Here is a 17920-nt window from a genome sequence, read left to right on the forward strand (position 1 = left end):
ATCCCTCACAAAAATAGAAAACCTGTATCTCCGCAGGTTTTCTTTCATTTTCCAAGCCTTGTAAATCAAACTTAAATTACGCTCGCCTTTTAAATTCTTTGACCATACGATCACTCACGTCTTCTGGATAACATAGTGGCGCAGCGCCACCGACTCGATTGTAAGCACTACGTTTATCACACCAATTTCCATTTCTTGCAGTATTGTAAGGACAAGAACAATTTCCTGAATATGCTTATATCGATTGTTGAATAATTTTTTGCTTAATCGCTTCATCACTTTGCGCGGGCTGTTTAGCATCAACACCACAATTTAAAGTTAAACCAATAAATAATAATATTTTTTTCATAATACCCCTCTACAAAAGAGGCATTCTATAGCACTGGATTTTTATTGAAATATCACATTATTTATTTGAATAATATTTATCCATCTAATAGATCTCTTTCATAAATCAAAAAACGACCTATCTATTGCTGATTATTTGTACCGAAGAATCTTAAACATTCAGGCATAATCTTTGAATGAAATACATCTATTCAAAGAAGCTTTCTGAAACACAGTTTAAGCGATATACCGGCATCTCATGGTCAACCTTTAATTTAATGGTTGAGCAATTGAAAATGCATGTTCCTGCCAAAGGTAGACCATCTAAATTAAGCCTAGAAGATCAGATTCTCTTATGCTTAAGCTATTGGCGTGAATACCGAACATTATTCCATGTCGCAACAAGTTATGGCGTGTCAGAGCCCACTGCTTCAAGAATCGTACACCATGTAGAGGACTGCCTCATCAAGTCCAATTTATTTAATTTACCAAAGCATTTGCCTGAAGGCGAAGGTATTGACTGGAATGTGGTGATCGTAGATGCCACAGAAATTCCAATACAAAGGCCTAAAAAAACAGAAGAAAAGCTATAGTGGTAAGAAGAAGGCACATACTTTCAAAGTTCAAGCCATTGTTCATTATAAAACTCAGCAAATTCTGAGTTTATGCACAAGTCGTGGTGCTGTACATGATTTCGAACTTTTCAAACGCAATTTGAATCAGATTCCTGCAAGTGCCTTTATACTTGCAGATAAGGGTTATCAAGGGATTTACACAGTGTATCGAAATAGCCTATTGCCATTAAAAGCAAAAAAACGCTGCAAACTAGATCCTGAGCTAAAGCTTTACAATCGAGAAATTAACAAAAGAAGAATTGGCATTGAGCATGTATTTGGCAGTTTGAAAACCTTCAAAATCCTTGCTGAGCGATATCGCAATCGAGGAAAAAGATTGGGATTGAGGTTCAATCTAATTGCTGGGATCTATAATTTGGAACTGAGTAAAAAATGATTTATGAAAGAGGTCTAATATAGAAATAAAAAACCCACCTTACGGTGGGTTCCTTCAAATCAGCTCAATCTCTTATAGACGAACCAATTCAACAATTTTATCAGCCAGCTCTTCAACCGCATCTTGAGTGAATGCGACATCTGTACCGTCGACAAGGTCAGTCACCACAACCACACCTGTTTCACGTACTAGTGCAACCTGATCAGCAGTTAGACCTGCTTTCGCAATCGCAACCACACCTTGTTGAATTAACAAGTTTTCAAGTACTTGTGCATTTTCAAGTGCTTTCACAGATACAGTTACCGCAGCAGGTTTTTGACCTAAACGTGCAGCACGGTCTTCCGCTGTGACAGGGTTGCTATGAGCAGACCATTCCATAGACTCCTCCACCATACCCGCACCAATCGTCACGTTATTTAAACGGTCGATGAAGATAAATGAACCTGTATAACGACTGTCTTGGTAGCGATCAAAGACGACAGGCGCATCAAACTCAACGGTAACATTAGCAATGGCATTCAGCTCAAGGCTATCGACTTGTACCTTTTCCAATGTATTGACATTGGTACGGTAGTTAATTGCAGTCACTTTTGCAGGAACAGTTTGCGTGCCCACTTTTAAGTTATACAACTTACCAATCACCAGCGGTTGATCTGCCATCCAAACCACAGTGGCATTGACCGAACGTGAAATTTCTGGCGCAGCTTGATCCGCACGCACAAGTACGTTACCACGCGAAATATCAATTTCGTCATTCAGCGTCAGCGTTACGGCTTGACCTGCAACGGCACGCTCTAAATTACCATCATAAGTAACGATTTCTTTAACCGTCGACGACTTACCAGATGGTAAAGCCACTATTCTGTCACCTACCGATACATCACCCAACGCAACCGTACCGCAGAAACCACGGAAGTCGAGGTTTGGACGGTTCACGTATTGCACAGGGAAACGGAAATCGTTGGTCACTGAACTGCGGTTAATTTCCACAGACTCAAGCGTACCCATCAACGTTTCGCCTGTATACCATGGCGTATTTGGTGATTTATTGACAACGTTATCACCATTCAATGCTGAAATAGGCGTAAAGATAATGTTGTTTGGCTTACGGTCACCCAATTGCGCGACAAAACCTGCATACTCCGTCTGAATTTCATTGAAGCGTGCTTCAGAAAATTCAACTAAGTCCATTTTGTTAATCGCAACAATAATGTTCTTAATGCCAAGTAAGCTTGCAATATAAGTATGGCGACGCGTCTGAGTTTGTACACCATAGCGCGCATCAATCAAGATAATCGCAAGATCACAGGTTGACGCACCAGTCGCCATGTTACGCGTGTATTGCTCATGTCCTGGCGTGTCGGCAATGATGAATTTACGTTTTTCAGTTGAGAAATAACGATAAGCCACATCAATGGTAATGCCTTGTTCACGTTCAGCTTGTAGACCATCGACAAGGAGTGCCAAGTCAGGTGCATCGCCTGTCGTACCGACTTTTTTAGAGTCACGAGTTACTGCTTGCAATTGATCTTCATAAATCAATTTTGAATCGTAAAGCAAACGACCAATTAAAGTTGACTTACCATCATCGACGTTACCGCAAGTCAGAAAACGCAATAAGTCTTTATTTTCATGTTGTTTTAGATAGCCCAAGATATCTTGGCTAATCAGTTCTGATTGATGAGACATTGCTCAAAACTCCACATATTCTTTAGAAATCGGTTTTTAATCTCTTTAATCCCTCTAAATCTCCCTTTGTTAAGGGAGACTTTCCCCTTTACAAAAGAAGGGCTTTTCTCCTCTCTTAGAAAAAGATGAGCAGCACTGCTGCGCAAGGGGAGAGATTTATCAACAGTTAGAAATAACCTTCTTGCTTTTTCTTTTCCATCGAGCCCGCCTCATCATGGTCAATCATACGACCTTGACGTTCTGAGCTGGTTGCAAGCAACATTTCTTGGATAATTTCAGGTAAGGTATTTGCCGTTGACTCAACTGCACCCGTAAGTGGGTAACAACCAAGAGTACGGAAACGTACCGATTTCATTTGTGGAACTTCGCCTTCTTTTAAAGGCATACGTTCATCATCAACCATAATCAGGGTGCCACTACGCTCAACCACAGGACGTTCTGCAGCTAAATAAAGTGGAACCAATGGAATGCTTTCCAAGTAGATGTATTGCCAAATATCAAGCTCAGTCCAGTTTGATAGTGGGAATACACGAATACTTTCACCTTTGTTCACTTTACCGTTGTAAAGATTCCAAAGTTCAGGACGTTGGTTTTTTGGGTCCCAACGGTGTTTCGAGTCACGGAATGAATAGACACGTTCTTTCGCACGTGATTTTTCTTCATCACGACGCGCACCACCAAATGCCGCATCAAAACCGTATTTATCAAGTGCTTGTTTTAAGCCTTGAGTTTTCATGATGTCGGTATACTTTGAGCTACCATGGTCAAACGGGTTAATGCCCGCATCTTTCCCTTCTTTGTTTTGATGTACGATCAAATCAAAACCATGGGTTTTTGCCATGTTGTCGCGGAAAGCAATCATGTCTTTAAATTTCCAGCCCGTATCTACATGCAGAAGCGGAAATGGAAGCTTGGCAGGATAGAACGCTTTAAGCGCCAGATGCAGCATCACTGCTGAATCCTTACCAATAGAATAAAGCATCACTGGGTTTTCAAACTCAGCAGCTACTTCGCGGATAATATGAATACTCTCAGCTTCAAGCTGTTTAAGATGAGTAAGTCTTTCCTCATTTAATGACATTGACAGCACCAACTCACAAAAATCGTGTACTTATTACACTTTTAAAAATATATATATTCATTATAAAGATTTAGTTATACACACTATTGCTTGTTTTATTATATTTATATGCAAAAACCTCATATAAAACAAAATTGATAAGCCCTATAAGTTTTATTCAACAATTAGATATCCCCAAATAAACTCAAATATTACATCCACTTCATTCAAAGCACTAAGCCTGTTCACCCTTCCATGCTTCGAGTTTTCATCTATGTTTATGCTAGGTAATACATCTACAAATACCTAAAGTCGGTTTCATTTAGGTTCTATGTATGTGACTCACCAAACTCGCAACCTAGAAACTAAGAATAACACTAGATGCAGACCAGCTTGTTCGTTTTATATATCAACATTATAGACAAAAAGTTTGGATGCCAATTACTTTGAGATTAATCCATTGATGTGTGCTGAAAAAACAGGAGGTTTTAACTTGGTAAACTAAACACACTCATCAGGAGTTTACCATGAGCAAGAAACACAAGACTTACACCACAGAATTTAAAGCTGAAGCCATCAAATTAATTGAAGCCAATCAAGGCAATGTCTCGGAAACAGCCAGACAACTTAGCATTTCAATGCAAACTCTTTCAAATTGGAATACCAAAGCAAAGGCTGGAACTTTAGCAGGTACAAAACAGTATTCACCTGATCTAAACGCTCTACTCGAAGAAAATAAAAAACTCAAACAACAGCTCAAAATAGCTGAAATGGAACGTGAATTTTTAAAAAAGGCAGCAGCGTACTTTGCCAAAGAAAGTCAGTAAGGTACGCCTATATGAAACAAAAAAGATATTCTTTTCCAATTACCTTAATGGCTCGATTACTTCATGTTTCAGTTTCATGTTTTTATGATTGGCTCAAGAGAGGCGTGAGCAAAAGAACGATTCAACGAAATCAACAGACGATATTGGTGAAAATAGCCCATGAGGAGACAAGGCAGAGCTATGGTTATATTCGATTAACCAAATACTTACAAGCTCAGGGTATAAAAATGAGTATGTACGCTGTACGTCAGATAAAAGCGCTGAACCACCTGTATTGTAAGCGACACAAGCGTTTTAAAAGGACTACGAATAGTGACCATAATCGAGCGATCTATGAAAACCTGCTGGAGCAACAATTCTCAATGACTAGACCAAATCAAGCATGGTCAAGTGATATTACGTACATATGGACTGTTGAAGGATGGCTGTATTTAGCAGCGGTAAAAGACCTTTACACGAAGCAAGTGGTTGGCTATAGCTTAAATGAGCGCATGACAGCACGGCTTGTTTGTAATGCGCTAAATATGGCTATTCACAATCAAAAACCAACCAAAGAACTGATTGTGCATTCAGACAGAGGAAGTCAATATTGCAGCCATGAATATCGAAATATACTTGAGCAATATGGTTTTCAAGGTTCAATGAGCAAGCGCGGAGACTGTTACGATAATGCACCGATTGAAAGCTTTTGGGGAATACTGAAAAATGAGTTAGTGCATCATTATAACTATCAAACCAGAGAAGAAGCCAAAGCAGATATTATAAAATACATTGAGTTATTTTATAATCATCGAAGAATTCAAAAGGGTTTGGGTTTTAAGACACCAAATCAAATGGCCGAAGACTTTTATAAGTTGGCTGCCTAGAATCTCCCAAGGGAAAGTCTCCTGATAATTCAGCGTATATCACATAAAATATAAAAAACCCGCAATGAATGCGCAATGCTGTTCACTTAAGCAATTGAAGCGTGGCGGAGTTTGTTAGAGAATCCGATGTCGGGTTTGGCATTGGATTTTTTATGGTGTTTCAGCAGGATCTTCTCGACCTCAACAGTCTGTTTAACTTCTCGGATCTGAATACATTTACTCATAATATCCCCATTGAGTGGGTTGAATCTGCACTTAAATTGAGCAGTTCGGCTACTATCCGCAGGCGACGCTTGCCCGCAGATCAGGTTCTTTGGCTGGTTCTCGGAATGGCGATTTTTCGTGATGAGCCTGTCCATGAAGTGGCAAGAAGACTAAATATTTGCGCTCAAGGACTGGCCTCTCTTGACCTGTTGGCACGCAGCGGGGTAACTGAAGCACGTAAGCGTTTGGGTGCAGATCCTGTGGAGTGGCTGTTTCGCCAGACAGGTCAGCACTGGGGACATGAGCGTTACCCAGATGATCAATGGCAGGGGCTTCAGGTCTTTGCTGTCGACGGTGCACTCTTGCGAACCCAAGATACAAATGATCTTCGTGAGCATTTTGGCTCAGGGAATACTTCCACGCAGCGCCAGACGCCATTTCCGATGCTACGGCTCGTCGCACTGATGAATGTGCGCTCGCATATATTAGTCGATGCGCAGATCAGTCCCTATCGCCGGGGGGAGATTCCTCTGGCGTCGAAGTTTCTCAGCCAGATTCCCGATCATTCGATCACCTTGTTTGACAAGGGTTTTTGGAGTGCGGACTTATTGCTTTCACTCTCGATGCAGGGTCAAGGTCGTCACTGGTTGATTCCGGAACGCAAAAATCTGAAAAGTGAGGTGATCGAGACGTATGCAGAAGATGACGTGCGGGTACGGATGAAAGTATCACCCCAAGCAAGAAAGAACAACCCGATGCTCCCCGAATACTGGGAAGTCAGGCAAGTCAGTTATGCTGTGGATAAGGGACGAATAAAGACGGTTCTGACCTCGCTGCCGGCCGATCAGTATCCTGCAAAGGATATCGCTAGACTCTATCAAGAACGCTGGGAAATCGAATTAGGTTTTCGGGATATCAAAAGCTCGATGCAGCATAATGCCATCACGCTTCGCAGCAAGACAGTAGAGCTGGTTTATCAAGAGCTGTGGGGTCTATTGCTGACCTACAATATTATCCGGCGAGAAGCGGCATTTGCAGCGGTAGCCTTTGGGCGTTCACCTTCGGATATCCGTTTCAAGCCTGTATGCCAGTACATAGCCGTTCAGCTGATCGTGATGGCGAATGCCAACCCATTATCAAGAACTGGCAGGCGGCTATCGGAGCTGAGATCAGGGATAGGTAGCCTGTTTCTGGAAAGGCGTTCGAGGGCAACAACACCCCGAACGGTTAAGATGTCAAAAACCCGTTATCCAGTAGATCGAAATGCTGCTCCTCTTAAGTGAACAGCATTGCGCAATGAATGCGGGCTTTTATGTTCATATCAAACTTAGTTTTTATGACGCATGTGTGGGAACAGAATCACATCACGAATACTTGCTGCATTAGCGAATAACATGACTAAACGGTCAATACCGATACCCTCACCCGCTGTCGGCGGTAAACCATACTCAAGTGCTTCAACAAAGTCTGCATCGTAGTGCATTGCTTCGTCATCACCTGCGTCTTTTTCTGAAACCTGAGCTTGGAAACGTTCAGCTTGGTCAATCGGGTCATTCAACTCTGAGAAACCATTCGCAAGCTCGCGACCACCAATAAAGAACTCAAAACGGTCAGTAATGTGTGGGTTATGATCATTACGACGTGCCAATGGCGATGTTTCAGCTGGATATTCTGTAATAAAAGTCGGTTGACGTAGCTGAGTTTCAACAGTTTCTTCAAATACGATGGTTTGAAGTTTGCCCAGACCAAAACCTAGTTTTACCTGCTCTTTCAGCTCTTCTTGCACAAATTTTGCCAAGAATTCACGGTCATTGACATTTTCAGGCGTGAACTGTGGGTTGTGTGCAAGAATGGCATCAAACATCGAAATTTTCTTGAATGGACCTTTGAAGCTATAAACTTCTTCACCATAAGGCACATCAGTTGAACCCAAAATGTCCAGCGCTAAACGCTCAAGCATATTTTCGGTAAGTTCCATCAAGTCTTTATAGTCTGCATAAGCTTGATAGAATTCAATCATAGTGAATTCTGGGTTATGACGCGTCGAAACACCTTCGTTACGGAAGTTACGGTTAATTTCAAACACACGCTCAAAACCACCAACAACCAAACGTTTCAAGTAAAGCTCAGGTGCAATACGTAAGAAAAGTGGCATATCCAAAGCATTATGATGTGTTTCAAAAGGACGCGCTGACGCTCCACCTGGAATCACATGCATCATAGGTGTTTCTACTTCCATGAAGCGCTGTTCAGTTAAGAACGCACGAATGCCTGAAACTACTTTGGCACGGATTTCAAAAGTCTTACGTGTTTCTTCGTTCACAATCAGGTCAAGATAACGCTTACGATATTTAACTTCAGTATCGTTTAGACCATGGAATTTATCTGGAAGTGGACGAAGCGACTTGGTTAAAAGCTCAAAGTGTTCAATATGTACATAAAGGTCACCCTTACCTGAACGACCAATATAACCTTTCACCGCGATAATATCGCCAAGATCTAAGCTCTTAATGGTTTCTAGGGTTTCTGGTGCTAACTCTTTACGCGCTACATATAACTGGATACGACCCGTCATATCTTGGATCACGATGAATGAACCGCGGTTCAACATCACACGGCCCGCTACAGACACATAAACATGCTCTGCTGCTTCAATTTCTTCTTTGCTTTTGTCTGCAAATTGATCTTGTAAGTCTTGCGCATAATGTTCACGTTTAAAGGTGTTTGGCCATGGGCTAGTGCCCGCTTGTTTGGCTTGATCTTCAATCTGCTTTAACTTGGCATGACGCTGTGCAATTAAATCGTTTTCGGAAATGGCTTGTTCAGAAGTCGATTGAGCGTTTTGTTGCGTCATCTCTGCCTCGTATATGTATTAAAAAACGGAAGTTGCATAGCATAGCAGAATTCCAGACGAATGAGCATCATCAAAAACCACGCGGTATATAAAAAAGTATACATCTTGTTTATTTCAGAGCTTAGACGTCCACCCTATAAAAGGTCTGCCTATTTCTTAGACCAAAAGCTAACTTCATTTCACGGTTAATCCATCTACAATGGACATTATAAATCGTGGAAAAGTAAACTTTTCTCCACTCATAAAATAATTTAGTTTTTTAATTGAATGATAAATCATGAGCAGATGCGAATCTAAAATTTTGTTTTTGCATGGATTAGACTCCTCTCGCGAGTCCACTAAGTTCCATGCCATTGATGCAAAGCAGAAATTTTGTATCGATATCGATTATCGCTATCTCAATTTTTCTACCGTAGCCAGTTTCTACGACGATATTATTGAAAAAATAAAACCTGAGATTATTGTTGGGCATTGTATTGGTGCATATTGGGCATTAAAAATGTCGCTGCTACATCAAATTCCGTGTGTAATTGCTAACCCACGCTTAGCCCCTGACTTTCGTGATGATTACCCCAGTATTGATGAGACTGACTTAGACCACAATGTACCGCAAGTGGCCTACTTGGAGCTGGGAGATGAATTAATTGATATGTATGCAGCACAGGAAGTTTTAGAAAATTATATGTTGATTCAAGCAGTTGAAGGTGGACACCACCGACTACTTAAACCAGAAAATATTAATCAACTGATTGAACATCTAGAACAACAATATTTATATAAATAAAAAAAGCCTTGGATGTACCAAGGCTTTTTAATGTGCTTATGCAGCAACAGATTCTGGTTTTGATTTGTCATCTAACACTGACCAAATCTTTAAACCTAAGTCAGCATGCAAATCAGGCAAATCAAGAAAAATACTGGCACCGAGCACTTCATGATTACATTTTGCCACCAACTGTTTAACGGCTTTTAATGTACCGCCTGTCGCTAAAACGTCATCTACAATAATCACTTTTTGCGATGGCGTATTGGCTGCCATTTCTAAGCGGTCTAAACCATATTCCAAACTATAACCCACGCCCACCACTGGTGGTGGCAGCTTGCCCGCTTTACGCACCAACAATAAACCTTTACCTAAACGCTGTGCCAATAAGCTCGCAAGCACAAAGCCACGCGCTTCTACAGCAACAAAACTGTCTACTTCCGCCAACTGCTCAGCAGGAATACTTGCAATTAACGCGTCGGTTAAAGGCTCAATATTGCTCATAAACAATGGCGTTAAATCGAAGAAGCAAATCCCAGGTTTTGGAAAATCTTGGACCGTACGAATGTGCGACCACAACGTTGTAGACAAGTTGTTCATAGGAGATCAATAAAATTTGAAAAGGAATAGATGAATTTTACAGCTTTATCTATTAAAAAAACAGTCAAGCACTGGCTATGCAGCCGACTGAACAACCAAAATATTTATGTAAGTTATTGTTTTCAATTAAATCATTTATTTGATAAATATTAGGTATAGATGTACTCAATATTAAAATAGCAATTCAATTCCACATTTGCATCACGACCATAGTCTATATTTTTAAGGATTTTAAAAGACGAGTTGATTGAAAAAACACATCTTTTTTAGATGTAATCATCTATAACCTTCACACATTCGCAAAACACGATCTGGTTTTAAATGATACGTTTTGTCCTGATCATCGCTTTTAGCAGATAGATTCAATCATTAAACTCCGATATTTACTTTACATTCGTATTAGAACTGCGTAAAAATTTAGGTTAGCGAAGCATGCTAACCACTCAGATGAATAGCAGCTTGCGTAATGGATTATTTTGCTGAACCCTTTCTTGTTCAGCGTTTTGGAGAGTCAAATGAAGAAGTATCAATGCATCGTTTGTGGATGGATTTATGACGAAGCAGAAGGTTGGCCACAAGATGGCATCGTAGCGGGAACGAAATGGGATGATATCCCTGACGATTGGACTTGCCCAGATTGTGGCGTGTCAAAAATCGATTTTGAAATGGTTGAAATCTAATTCATAGTGTTAAAGACCATGCTGCATGGTCTTTTTTTACGTCTTTAAAATAATCTCTGGAGAACCTTATGCATCCCATCGTCATCATTGGCTCAGGTATGGCAGGCTATGCTGTAGCACGTGAATTTCGCAAGCTGAACCCTGAACAAGAGCTGCTCATGCTATGTGCAGATGATGCGACTAATTATGCCAAACCAACGTTGTCGAATGCCTTTGTTGCCAACAAAGCGCCTGAACAAATTGCTTTGGGTGATGCAGAGAAAATGGCAACACAACTGAAAATGCAGATTGCTACGCATACTTGGGTAAAAGAAATTCATGCTGAACAACAGCAGTTAACTCTTGTTAAAGATGGCACTGAATCTACACAGCCCTACTCTCAATTGGTTTTAGCAGTAGGTGCAAATCCAATTCGCTTAGCCATTGCAGGTGATGGAAGCAATGACATTCAAGTTGTAAACAATCTAGACGACTATAAAACCTTCCGTGCAGAACTTGAAAAGCGTGCAGACAAACGTGTAGTCATTTTAGGTGCTGGTCTCATCGGCTGCGAATTTGCCAATGATTTACAACATACAGGCCATCAAGCTACCGTCATCGACTTGGCAAACCAGCCTTTGGGCCGTTTGTTGCCAGCGCATGTTTCAAGTGCCTTTAAAGAAAACCTTGAAGCAACGGGTATTCATTTTGTCCTTGGCACTACAGTTGAAAAAGTGTCTAAAATTGAAAATGGCGACTATGTTGTGACCTTGGCCAATGGTCAGTCTTTGGTTGCAGATGTAGTGTTATCTGCGATTGGCTTACAACCGAGCATTTCTCTGGCAAAAGAAGCAGATATTCAAACCAGTCGTGGCATTTTGACCAACGCACAGCTTGAGACCAATCAACCGCATATCTATGCTGTAGGAGATTGTGCTGAAGTGAGCGGACTCTTGCTGCCTTATGTGATGCCAATCATGCAACAAGCACGCGCTTTAGCCAAAACCTTAAATGGTGAGACCACTGCGGTGCATTACCCTGCTATGCCTGTAGCAGTTAAAACACCCGCTGCGCCGCTCACTGTTTTGCCTGCGCCAATCGATGCAGAGGTGAACTGGGAAACTGAGGAATTAGACGATGGCATGATTGCCAAAGCCCTAGACAGTCAAGGTACACTTCGCGGCTTCGTACTGCTCGGTGCAACCGCAGCGAAACAACGTTTAGCATTAACAAAACTGGTTCCAGACTTGATTCCAGCACAGGTTTAGAGTTTAAATAAAAGGACATTTATAACAATAGATGTCCTTTATGTGAGGATTACAATAATGAATAGCGCACTCCAATATAATCTTTCACCCTATACCTCTTTCATGCGCGAAACCAAAGTCGACTTAGGCAATGGTATTGAACTCCATGTCGAAATCGGTGGCGAAGACCATCATCCGACCATTGTTTTGATCATGGGTTTAGGAGCACAGCTCTTATTTTGGCCTGATTTCTTCTGTAAATCTCTGATTGATCAAGGGTTTCGTATCATTCGTTTTGATAACCGCGATATTGGTTTATCTTCAAAAATTAAACATCAAGGTCCACGCTTAAACACCCTCAAACTGATGGGGCGTTTTGCTTTAGGTTTAGATAACCGTGGTGCACCTTATGACTTATACGACATGGCTGACGATGTGGCACTGCTTTTAGACCGTTTAGGTTTAGATGAAAGTTATGTGATTGGTGCATCCATGGGTGGTATGATTGGGCAAATTCTAGCAGCGCGTCATCCACAGAAGGTCAAAAAGCTCGGCCTAATGTTCACCAGTAACAACCAACCTTTACTGCCGCCGCCTTTTCCAAAGCAACTCTTTAGTCTAATTGGTCGACCTGAATCGACTGATGAAGAAGGAATTGTAAGCCACTCTTTGAAAGTGTTTAAGATCATTGGCTCGCCTGATTATCACAATCCAATCGAGTCAATTCAGACTTCTCGCAAATTATATCGCCGAAGTTATTACCCTGCGGGTGTACTTCAGCAGTTTTTAGCAATATTATGTACAGGTTCTTTATTGCAACTGGACAAACAGATTCAACAACCGACCCTTGTGGTACACGGTTCGCGAGACCGTTTACTCCCGCCTAGTCACGGAAAGGCCGTTGCAAAGGCAATTATGGGCGCTAAATTTGAATTAATTGATGGAATGGGGCATGATATCCCACCGCACTTCATTCCAAATCTTAGCGAATTATTTGCACAACACTTTAAATCATAATCATTAGGACACTATGGCTGCATTACCATCCTTAAGACAGCTGTCATATCTCGTTACACTGTCAGAAACGCTGCATTTTACTGAAGCTGCACGCCGTTCATTTGTAACCCAATCGACTTTATCGGGCGGGATTATGGAGCTTGAACGCCTACTCGGTGGCGTACTTGTAGAGCGTGATCGCCAAAATGTGCGCTTAACTCCTCTAGGCGAGCAAGTCGTTGCTCGTGCTCGTGTTCTACTGGCAGATGCTCAAGACCTGATGCGTTTAAGCCGAGAAATGAGCGAGCCTTTAACTGGTGATTTACATCTAGGTGTTATTCCAACCATTGCGCCATTTATTCTGGCGCAATTGTTAGATGAAGTGCATAAGCAACTCCCTAAAATTCAACTACATTTACACGAAGCGCAAAGTGAGAAAATTGTAGAAAAACTCGAACATGGCAATTTAGACATGGTCGTTTTGGCTCTACCTTTTGATACACGTGGCTTAAAAGTTGCTGAAGTCGCAAAAGAAAGTTTGTTTTTGGTCTGCAATAAATCAGATATCGCAAGCCAAGCCAAATCGCTGGATGACTTAGACCTTTCACGCTTAATGTTGCTTGAAGAAGGCCACTGCTTACGTGACCATACGCTAAGTGCCTGCCCAATTGGTGAGCGTAAAAACGATCATCGTTTAAAAGCGAGTTCTTTACCCACCCTTGTGGAAATGGTATCGGCTAATCTTGGTTTTACCTTATTACCTGAAATCGCAATTCATACCAATATGATTAAAGCGAATCCAGATTTGATGGTCAAACAAATTGAAGCTGCTCCAAGCCGTATCTTGGCTTTGGTGACACGTAAAAGCACCCCACTACAAAGCGAATTTGATGTGCTATTACAAATCCTGAAAAAAATTACTCAAGATCTGCACTAAGCTTATTTTTGTGCATAAAAAAGGAGTCAAACATGACTCCTTTTTTTTGTGCCTAAATCTTTAGTAGACTCAAGCACAATCCCTAAAGTTATTTAATCACATCTAGCAAATAACGCTGTGCATTATGCTCGGTTTCGCCTTCAGCTAGCGTCGCACGAAGCCAAGTTCCATCACCCTGTAGTAACCAAGCTTGTTGATTATCTTGCAAATAGGTCAACAACCCTTGCTGATAAATACGTTTTTTCAAAGCTGGATCTTCAATTGGGAAACATGCCTCAACACGATTAAATAGATTTCGATCCATCCAGTCGGCGCTCGAACCATAAATACGCGCATCGCCATTATTACTAAAATAGAAAACACGCGTATGTTCTAAGAAGCGCCCCACGATCGAACGTACACGAATGTTTTCCGAAAGCCCTGGCAAGCCCGGGCGTAGACAACAAATTGAACGAATAATGAGATCAATTTGTACACCTGCTTGTGATGCCTCATACAGCTTATTGATTAGTTGCACTTCGGTTAGTGCATTCACTTTCACAATAATCTGCGCTTTCTTACCTGCTTTCGCATTGGCAATTTCATCATCAATAAAGTGGATCAGTTGAGCATGGAGCGTAAATGGCGCATGAAGTAGCTTTTTCAGCTTCGCCATTTTCCCCATGCCTGTCAATTCTTGGAAAATACGGTGTACATCTTCACACAACTCTTTATCGGTCGTAAGCAAACCATAGTCGGTATAAATACGTGCATTACCCGCATGGTAGTTACCCGTTCCCAAGTGCACATAACGAACGAGTTTATTATTTTCACGGCGTACCACAAGAATCATTTTGGCATGAGTTTTATAGCCCACAATGCCGTAAACAACCACAGCACCCGCTTCTTGTAGCACATTTGCCACTTCGATATTTGACTCTTCATCAAAACGCGCACGCAGCTCAATCACCGCGGTAACTTCTTTACCATTACGCGCCGCTTCTGCTAGGACTTGTACAATTTCAGAGTCTGCACCACTGCGATAGAGGGTTTGCTTAATCGCCAACACTTGTGGGTCACGTGCAGCTTCACGCAACAAGTTAATCACAGGTGCGAAAGACTCAAACGGATGATGTAGTAAAATATCCTGCTTCTGCATTGCAGAGAACATGCTTTCCGACTTTTTCAACACTTTAGGAATAACAGGAATATGTGCGTCATACCGTAGATGTGGACGTTTAAAATTGGACAATAAACGCGCCAAGTTCACAGGTCCTTCGACTTTATACAACTGCTCCTGATGCAGATCAAATTCATCTAGCAAGTAGTTATAAATATGTTCTGGACAGTTTTGTGTAACTTCCAAACGTACTGCTCGTCCAAAACGACGTGAACTTAACTCACCTTTCAGTGCTTTGGCTAAGTCTTCAACATCTTCGTTGAGCGCCAAATCAGCATTCCGTGTGACACGGAACTGATAACAGCCTGTTGCTGTCATCCCTGGGAACAAGTCAGAAACATGCTCATGGATGATAGCTGAAAGCATCACATGATGCTCTTTTCCACCTGTGAGTTCATCCGGTAGACGAACCACACGTGGCAATGAACGTGGTGCAGGAACAACGGCCAAATCAATCTGACGACCAAATGCGTCTTTCCCTTCCAAAGTCACAATAAAGTTGAGACTTTTATTCACTAAACGCGGAAATGGGTGCGCAGGGTCAAGGCTAATCGGTGTTAAGACAGGTGCAACCTGTTCTTGGAAATATTTCTTCACCCATGAAGACTGTGCAGGCGTCAGTTCCCCACGGCGTAAGAAGCAAATGTCTTCCTCACGTAGTTTCGGCAGAATTTCATCATTGAGAATACGATACTGACGTTCAATTGCAGCATGTGCAGTTTGCGAAATTTGGTCGAGGACTTGGCGTGGGGTTAAGCCATCGGGGCTACGACTTTCATTACCCAGATCCAACTGTTCCATGACGCCTGCAACACGAATTTCAAAGAACTCATCTAAGTTACGTGAAAAAATCAGTAAGAAATTCATCCGTTCTAACAGCGGATGTAAAGGATCTACGGCTTGTTCCAATACACGTAAATGGAAATCTAATATCGATAACTCACGGTTAATATAGCGATCGTTATACGCGTATTCAGGTTGTAGTATCGGAGATGTGCTTGCTGCCGTATTCATAGCTAACCTTTGATTATTTGAATGCGTTTTATCATGATAAGTATGCTTCAATTTTGTGACAATTTCATAAAAAAAAGCCCATAAATTTGGGCTTTTTCACATCAATCAAATTAAGGGATATCGCTATAGCGCATATACTTTCGAATCATGCGCTCACGGTTTTGCAACTTACGGTCATTTTGATGGTCTTGGTAGTATTTCGGATTGGGTAAAATGGCCGCTAAAAAGACCGCCTGCTCTCGGCTTAAGCTACGTGAACTTTTACCAAAGTAGTGTTGGGTTGCAGCTTCCACGCCATAGATATTATCACCAAACTCCACCGAGTTCAGATAAACCTCTAAGATGCGTTCTTTGCTCCACATCCGTTCCATCATCCAAGTTGCAACAGCTTCCTGACCTTTACGAATGAATGAACGCTTGTTATATAAAAATAAGTTTTTGGCCAATTGCTGAGAAATTGTTGAACCGCCGGCAACTACTTTGCCCGTGTCATTATTACGCTCAAGCGCCGCTTGAATGCCATCCCAGTCAAAACCATGATGTTGCATAAATTTGCCATCTTCAGCCGCAACAATGGCTTTTTTCATGTACTCACTGATCTCGTCATAATCACGCCATTCGTGTTGAATAGGCTTAGATGGCTCAGACCAATAATCAATCCGCATAAACATGGTGGTTTCCACTGGCTTGTAACGCCACCACGCAAGACTTGCAAAAATCCACAACTGTACCAAAAGCACGAAGCTGACAACGACTAACAAACTACGAACAATAAAAGCTTTCATGCCAGTGGCTTACTCCAAAAATCATTTTTATTCATGCTAAGCTTGGGCAAATATAGCAAAATTTTAGCAAGAATAGCATGACCGAGCTTACATCTCCGCAAATCAAAACAAAATTTGACGTACATTTATGGTGGATTACCGCCGTCATTATTGCCGTGAATGTTGGGTTGTTTTTTTGGCAAATTCTGCATGGCATGGATGTCAGCAATCCAAGTACAGCTGATGCCATACGCTGGGGAGCAGACTATGCACCACTTACCTTCTTGGCTGAGCCGATGCGTTTATTGAGCAGTATGTTCTTTCATTTTGGCTTGGTTCACCTCATGTTGAACATGTGGGCGCTGTATATTTTTGGCAGTGTGCTGGAGCAAATGTTTGGACGTGTCTATTTTGTTGCGCTATATGTTCTTGCTGGTCTCATGGGTAGCTTGCTCAGTGGTTATATCGCCATTCAAGACAGTTATGAACTGATTCGTGTGGGTTTAGCAAACCCTGAACTCTTGCCGCGTGTCGGTGCAGGGGCTTCAGGTGCCGTCATGGGACTGGGTGCAGCGCTGACGGTTCTATCGCTACTGCCGATGCTCCCACGGCAACGTTTTATTTTAGATAAAAAGACTTTGCTCATCGTGATGGGAATCAACTTAGCCATGGGCTTTATGATTTCAGGGATTAACAATGCCGCACATATTGGCGGCATGTTGATGGGTGCTGTTTTGGCGGCACTTTGGTATCTCTCCCAAAAGACACAACAGCGTTGGATTATGCCGCTGAGCCTTGTTTTGGCAGCCTGCGGTTCGTATTGGTTTTACTTACACTGCCAAAACCTTGTGGTCTATATTCAACCCTTATGGTCAGAAGTGTTAATGATGATGCGTCAACAGCTCAATTTCTAAAATTCAACGCTTAACATGTTAAGAGATCA

16 protein-coding genes and 1 pseudogene are annotated in these 17920 nt (G+C 41.7%); 10 read left to right on the forward strand and 7 right to left on the reverse strand.

Annotated features, from left to right (window positions below):
* Window positions 1-76: 76 nt before the first annotated feature.
* A pseudogene (locus AC4MDD_RS12090) lies at window positions 77-349 on the reverse strand (hypothetical protein).
* A 175-nt stretch (window positions 350-524) separates the two neighbouring features.
* Here AC4MDD_RS12090 and AC4MDD_RS12095 point away from each other — a divergent pair.
* Window positions 525-920 carry a transposase family protein gene (locus AC4MDD_RS12095; RefSeq protein WP_039889777.1) on the forward strand — a complete coding sequence of 132 codons (396 nt, stop codon included), beginning with the start codon at window positions 525-527 and terminating at the stop codon, window positions 918-920.
* Complete coding sequence (locus AC4MDD_RS12100) at window positions 868-1338, forward strand: IS5/IS1182 family transposase (protein ID WP_005399975.1); 471 nt, start codon at window positions 868-870, stop codon at window positions 1336-1338. Before AC4MDD_RS12095 ends, AC4MDD_RS12100 begins: the two co-directional genes overlap by 53 nt.
* A gap of 72 nt (window positions 1339-1410) precedes the next feature.
* Here AC4MDD_RS12100 and cysN read toward each other — a convergent pair whose 3' ends face one another.
* Both cysN and cysD read right to left on the reverse strand, forming a co-directional pair.
* On the reverse strand, window positions 1411-3027 hold the full coding sequence (gene cysN, locus AC4MDD_RS12105; RefSeq protein WP_491881713.1) for a sulfate adenylyltransferase subunit CysN: 1617 nt from the start codon (window positions 3025-3027) through the stop codon (window positions 1411-1413).
* Window positions 3028-3193: 166 nt separating this feature from the next.
* Complete coding sequence (gene cysD, locus AC4MDD_RS12110) at window positions 3194-4108, reverse strand: sulfate adenylyltransferase subunit CysD (protein ID WP_004694369.1); 915 nt, start codon at window positions 4106-4108, stop codon at window positions 3194-3196.
* A gap of 506 nt (window positions 4109-4614) precedes the next feature.
* On the opposite strand from cysD, the gene AC4MDD_RS12115 reads away from it, so the two are divergent.
* Together AC4MDD_RS12115 and AC4MDD_RS12120 are read left to right on the forward strand one after the other, a co-directional pair.
* Window positions 4615-5780 (forward strand): IS3-like element ISAba22 family transposase gene (locus AC4MDD_RS12115; RefSeq protein ID WP_491881714.1). Its coding sequence is split into 2 segments (ribosomal slippage): window positions 4615-4873 and window positions 4873-5780, totalling 1167 coding nucleotides; the frame shifts between segments, so codons are not numbered across the junction.
* A 152-nt stretch (window positions 5781-5932) separates the two neighbouring features.
* The gene (locus AC4MDD_RS12120; protein WP_201953753.1) at window positions 5933-7267 is read left to right on the forward strand and encodes an IS4 family transposase; all 1335 of its coding nucleotides are present in this window, start codon (window positions 5933-5935) and stop codon (window positions 7265-7267) included.
* Between the two features lie 44 nt (window positions 7268-7311).
* Here the strand turns inward: AC4MDD_RS12120 and lysS are convergent, their stop codons facing one another.
* Window positions 7312-8838, reverse strand: a complete 1527-nt coding sequence (gene lysS, locus AC4MDD_RS12125) for a lysine--tRNA ligase (RefSeq protein ID WP_491881715.1) — start codon at window positions 8836-8838, stop codon at window positions 7312-7314.
* Window positions 8839-9115: 277 nt separating this feature from the next.
* Here lysS and AC4MDD_RS12130 point away from each other — a divergent pair, with 277 nt between their 5' ends.
* A complete protein-coding gene (locus tag AC4MDD_RS12130) occupies window positions 9116-9622 on the forward strand; it encodes a YqiA/YcfP family alpha/beta fold hydrolase (RefSeq protein WP_114837258.1) in 507 nt (168 codons plus the stop codon).
* Between the two features lie 36 nt (window positions 9623-9658).
* Here AC4MDD_RS12130 and AC4MDD_RS12135 read toward each other — a convergent pair whose 3' ends face one another.
* Window positions 9659-10201 (reverse strand): adenine phosphoribosyltransferase, encoded by a 543-nt coding sequence (locus AC4MDD_RS12135; protein ID WP_058869209.1) that lies wholly within the window; start codon window positions 10199-10201, stop codon window positions 9659-9661.
* A gap of 515 nt (window positions 10202-10716) precedes the next feature.
* Between AC4MDD_RS12135 and rubA the strand changes: the two genes are divergently transcribed.
* The 4 genes from rubA to oxyR all read left to right on the forward strand — a co-directional run bounded on the left by rubA (window position 10717) and on the right by oxyR (window position 14040).
* A complete protein-coding gene (gene rubA / locus AC4MDD_RS12140) occupies window positions 10717-10881 on the forward strand; it encodes a rubredoxin RubA (RefSeq protein ID WP_004694381.1) in 165 nt (54 codons plus the stop codon).
* A 68-nt stretch (window positions 10882-10949) separates the two neighbouring features.
* A complete protein-coding gene (locus AC4MDD_RS12145) occupies window positions 10950-12128 on the forward strand; it encodes an NAD(P)/FAD-dependent oxidoreductase (protein WP_004694382.1) in 1179 nt (392 codons plus the stop codon).
* Between the two features lie 57 nt (window positions 12129-12185).
* Window positions 12186-13124, forward strand: coding sequence for an alpha/beta fold hydrolase (locus AC4MDD_RS12150; RefSeq protein ID WP_004694383.1), 939 nt, complete (start codon window positions 12186-12188; stop codon window positions 13122-13124).
* Window positions 13125-13137: 13 nt separating this feature from the next.
* Window positions 13138-14040 (forward strand): LysR family transcriptional regulator OxyR, encoded by a 903-nt coding sequence (gene oxyR / locus AC4MDD_RS12155; RefSeq protein WP_004694384.1) that lies wholly within the window; start codon window positions 13138-13140, stop codon window positions 14038-14040.
* An 88-nt stretch (window positions 14041-14128) separates the two neighbouring features.
* Here the strand turns inward: oxyR and ppk1 are convergent, their stop codons facing one another.
* Together ppk1 and mtgA are read right to left on the reverse strand one after the other, a co-directional pair.
* A complete protein-coding gene (gene ppk1 / locus AC4MDD_RS12160) occupies window positions 14129-16213 on the reverse strand; it encodes a polyphosphate kinase 1 (protein WP_004694385.1) in 2085 nt (694 codons plus the stop codon).
* A 110-nt stretch (window positions 16214-16323) separates the two neighbouring features.
* Window positions 16324-16998, reverse strand: coding sequence for a monofunctional biosynthetic peptidoglycan transglycosylase (gene mtgA / locus AC4MDD_RS12165; protein WP_004694386.1), 675 nt, complete (start codon window positions 16996-16998; stop codon window positions 16324-16326).
* 77 nt (window positions 16999-17075) lie between these two features.
* On the opposite strand from mtgA, the gene AC4MDD_RS12170 reads away from it, so the two are divergent.
* Complete coding sequence (locus AC4MDD_RS12170) at window positions 17076-17891, forward strand: rhomboid family intramembrane serine protease (RefSeq protein ID WP_491881716.1); 816 nt, start codon at window positions 17076-17078, stop codon at window positions 17889-17891.
* Window positions 17892-17920 lie beyond the last annotated feature (29 nt).

This window comes from Acinetobacter sp. CAU_H_29a_1 (assembly GCF_058599505.1).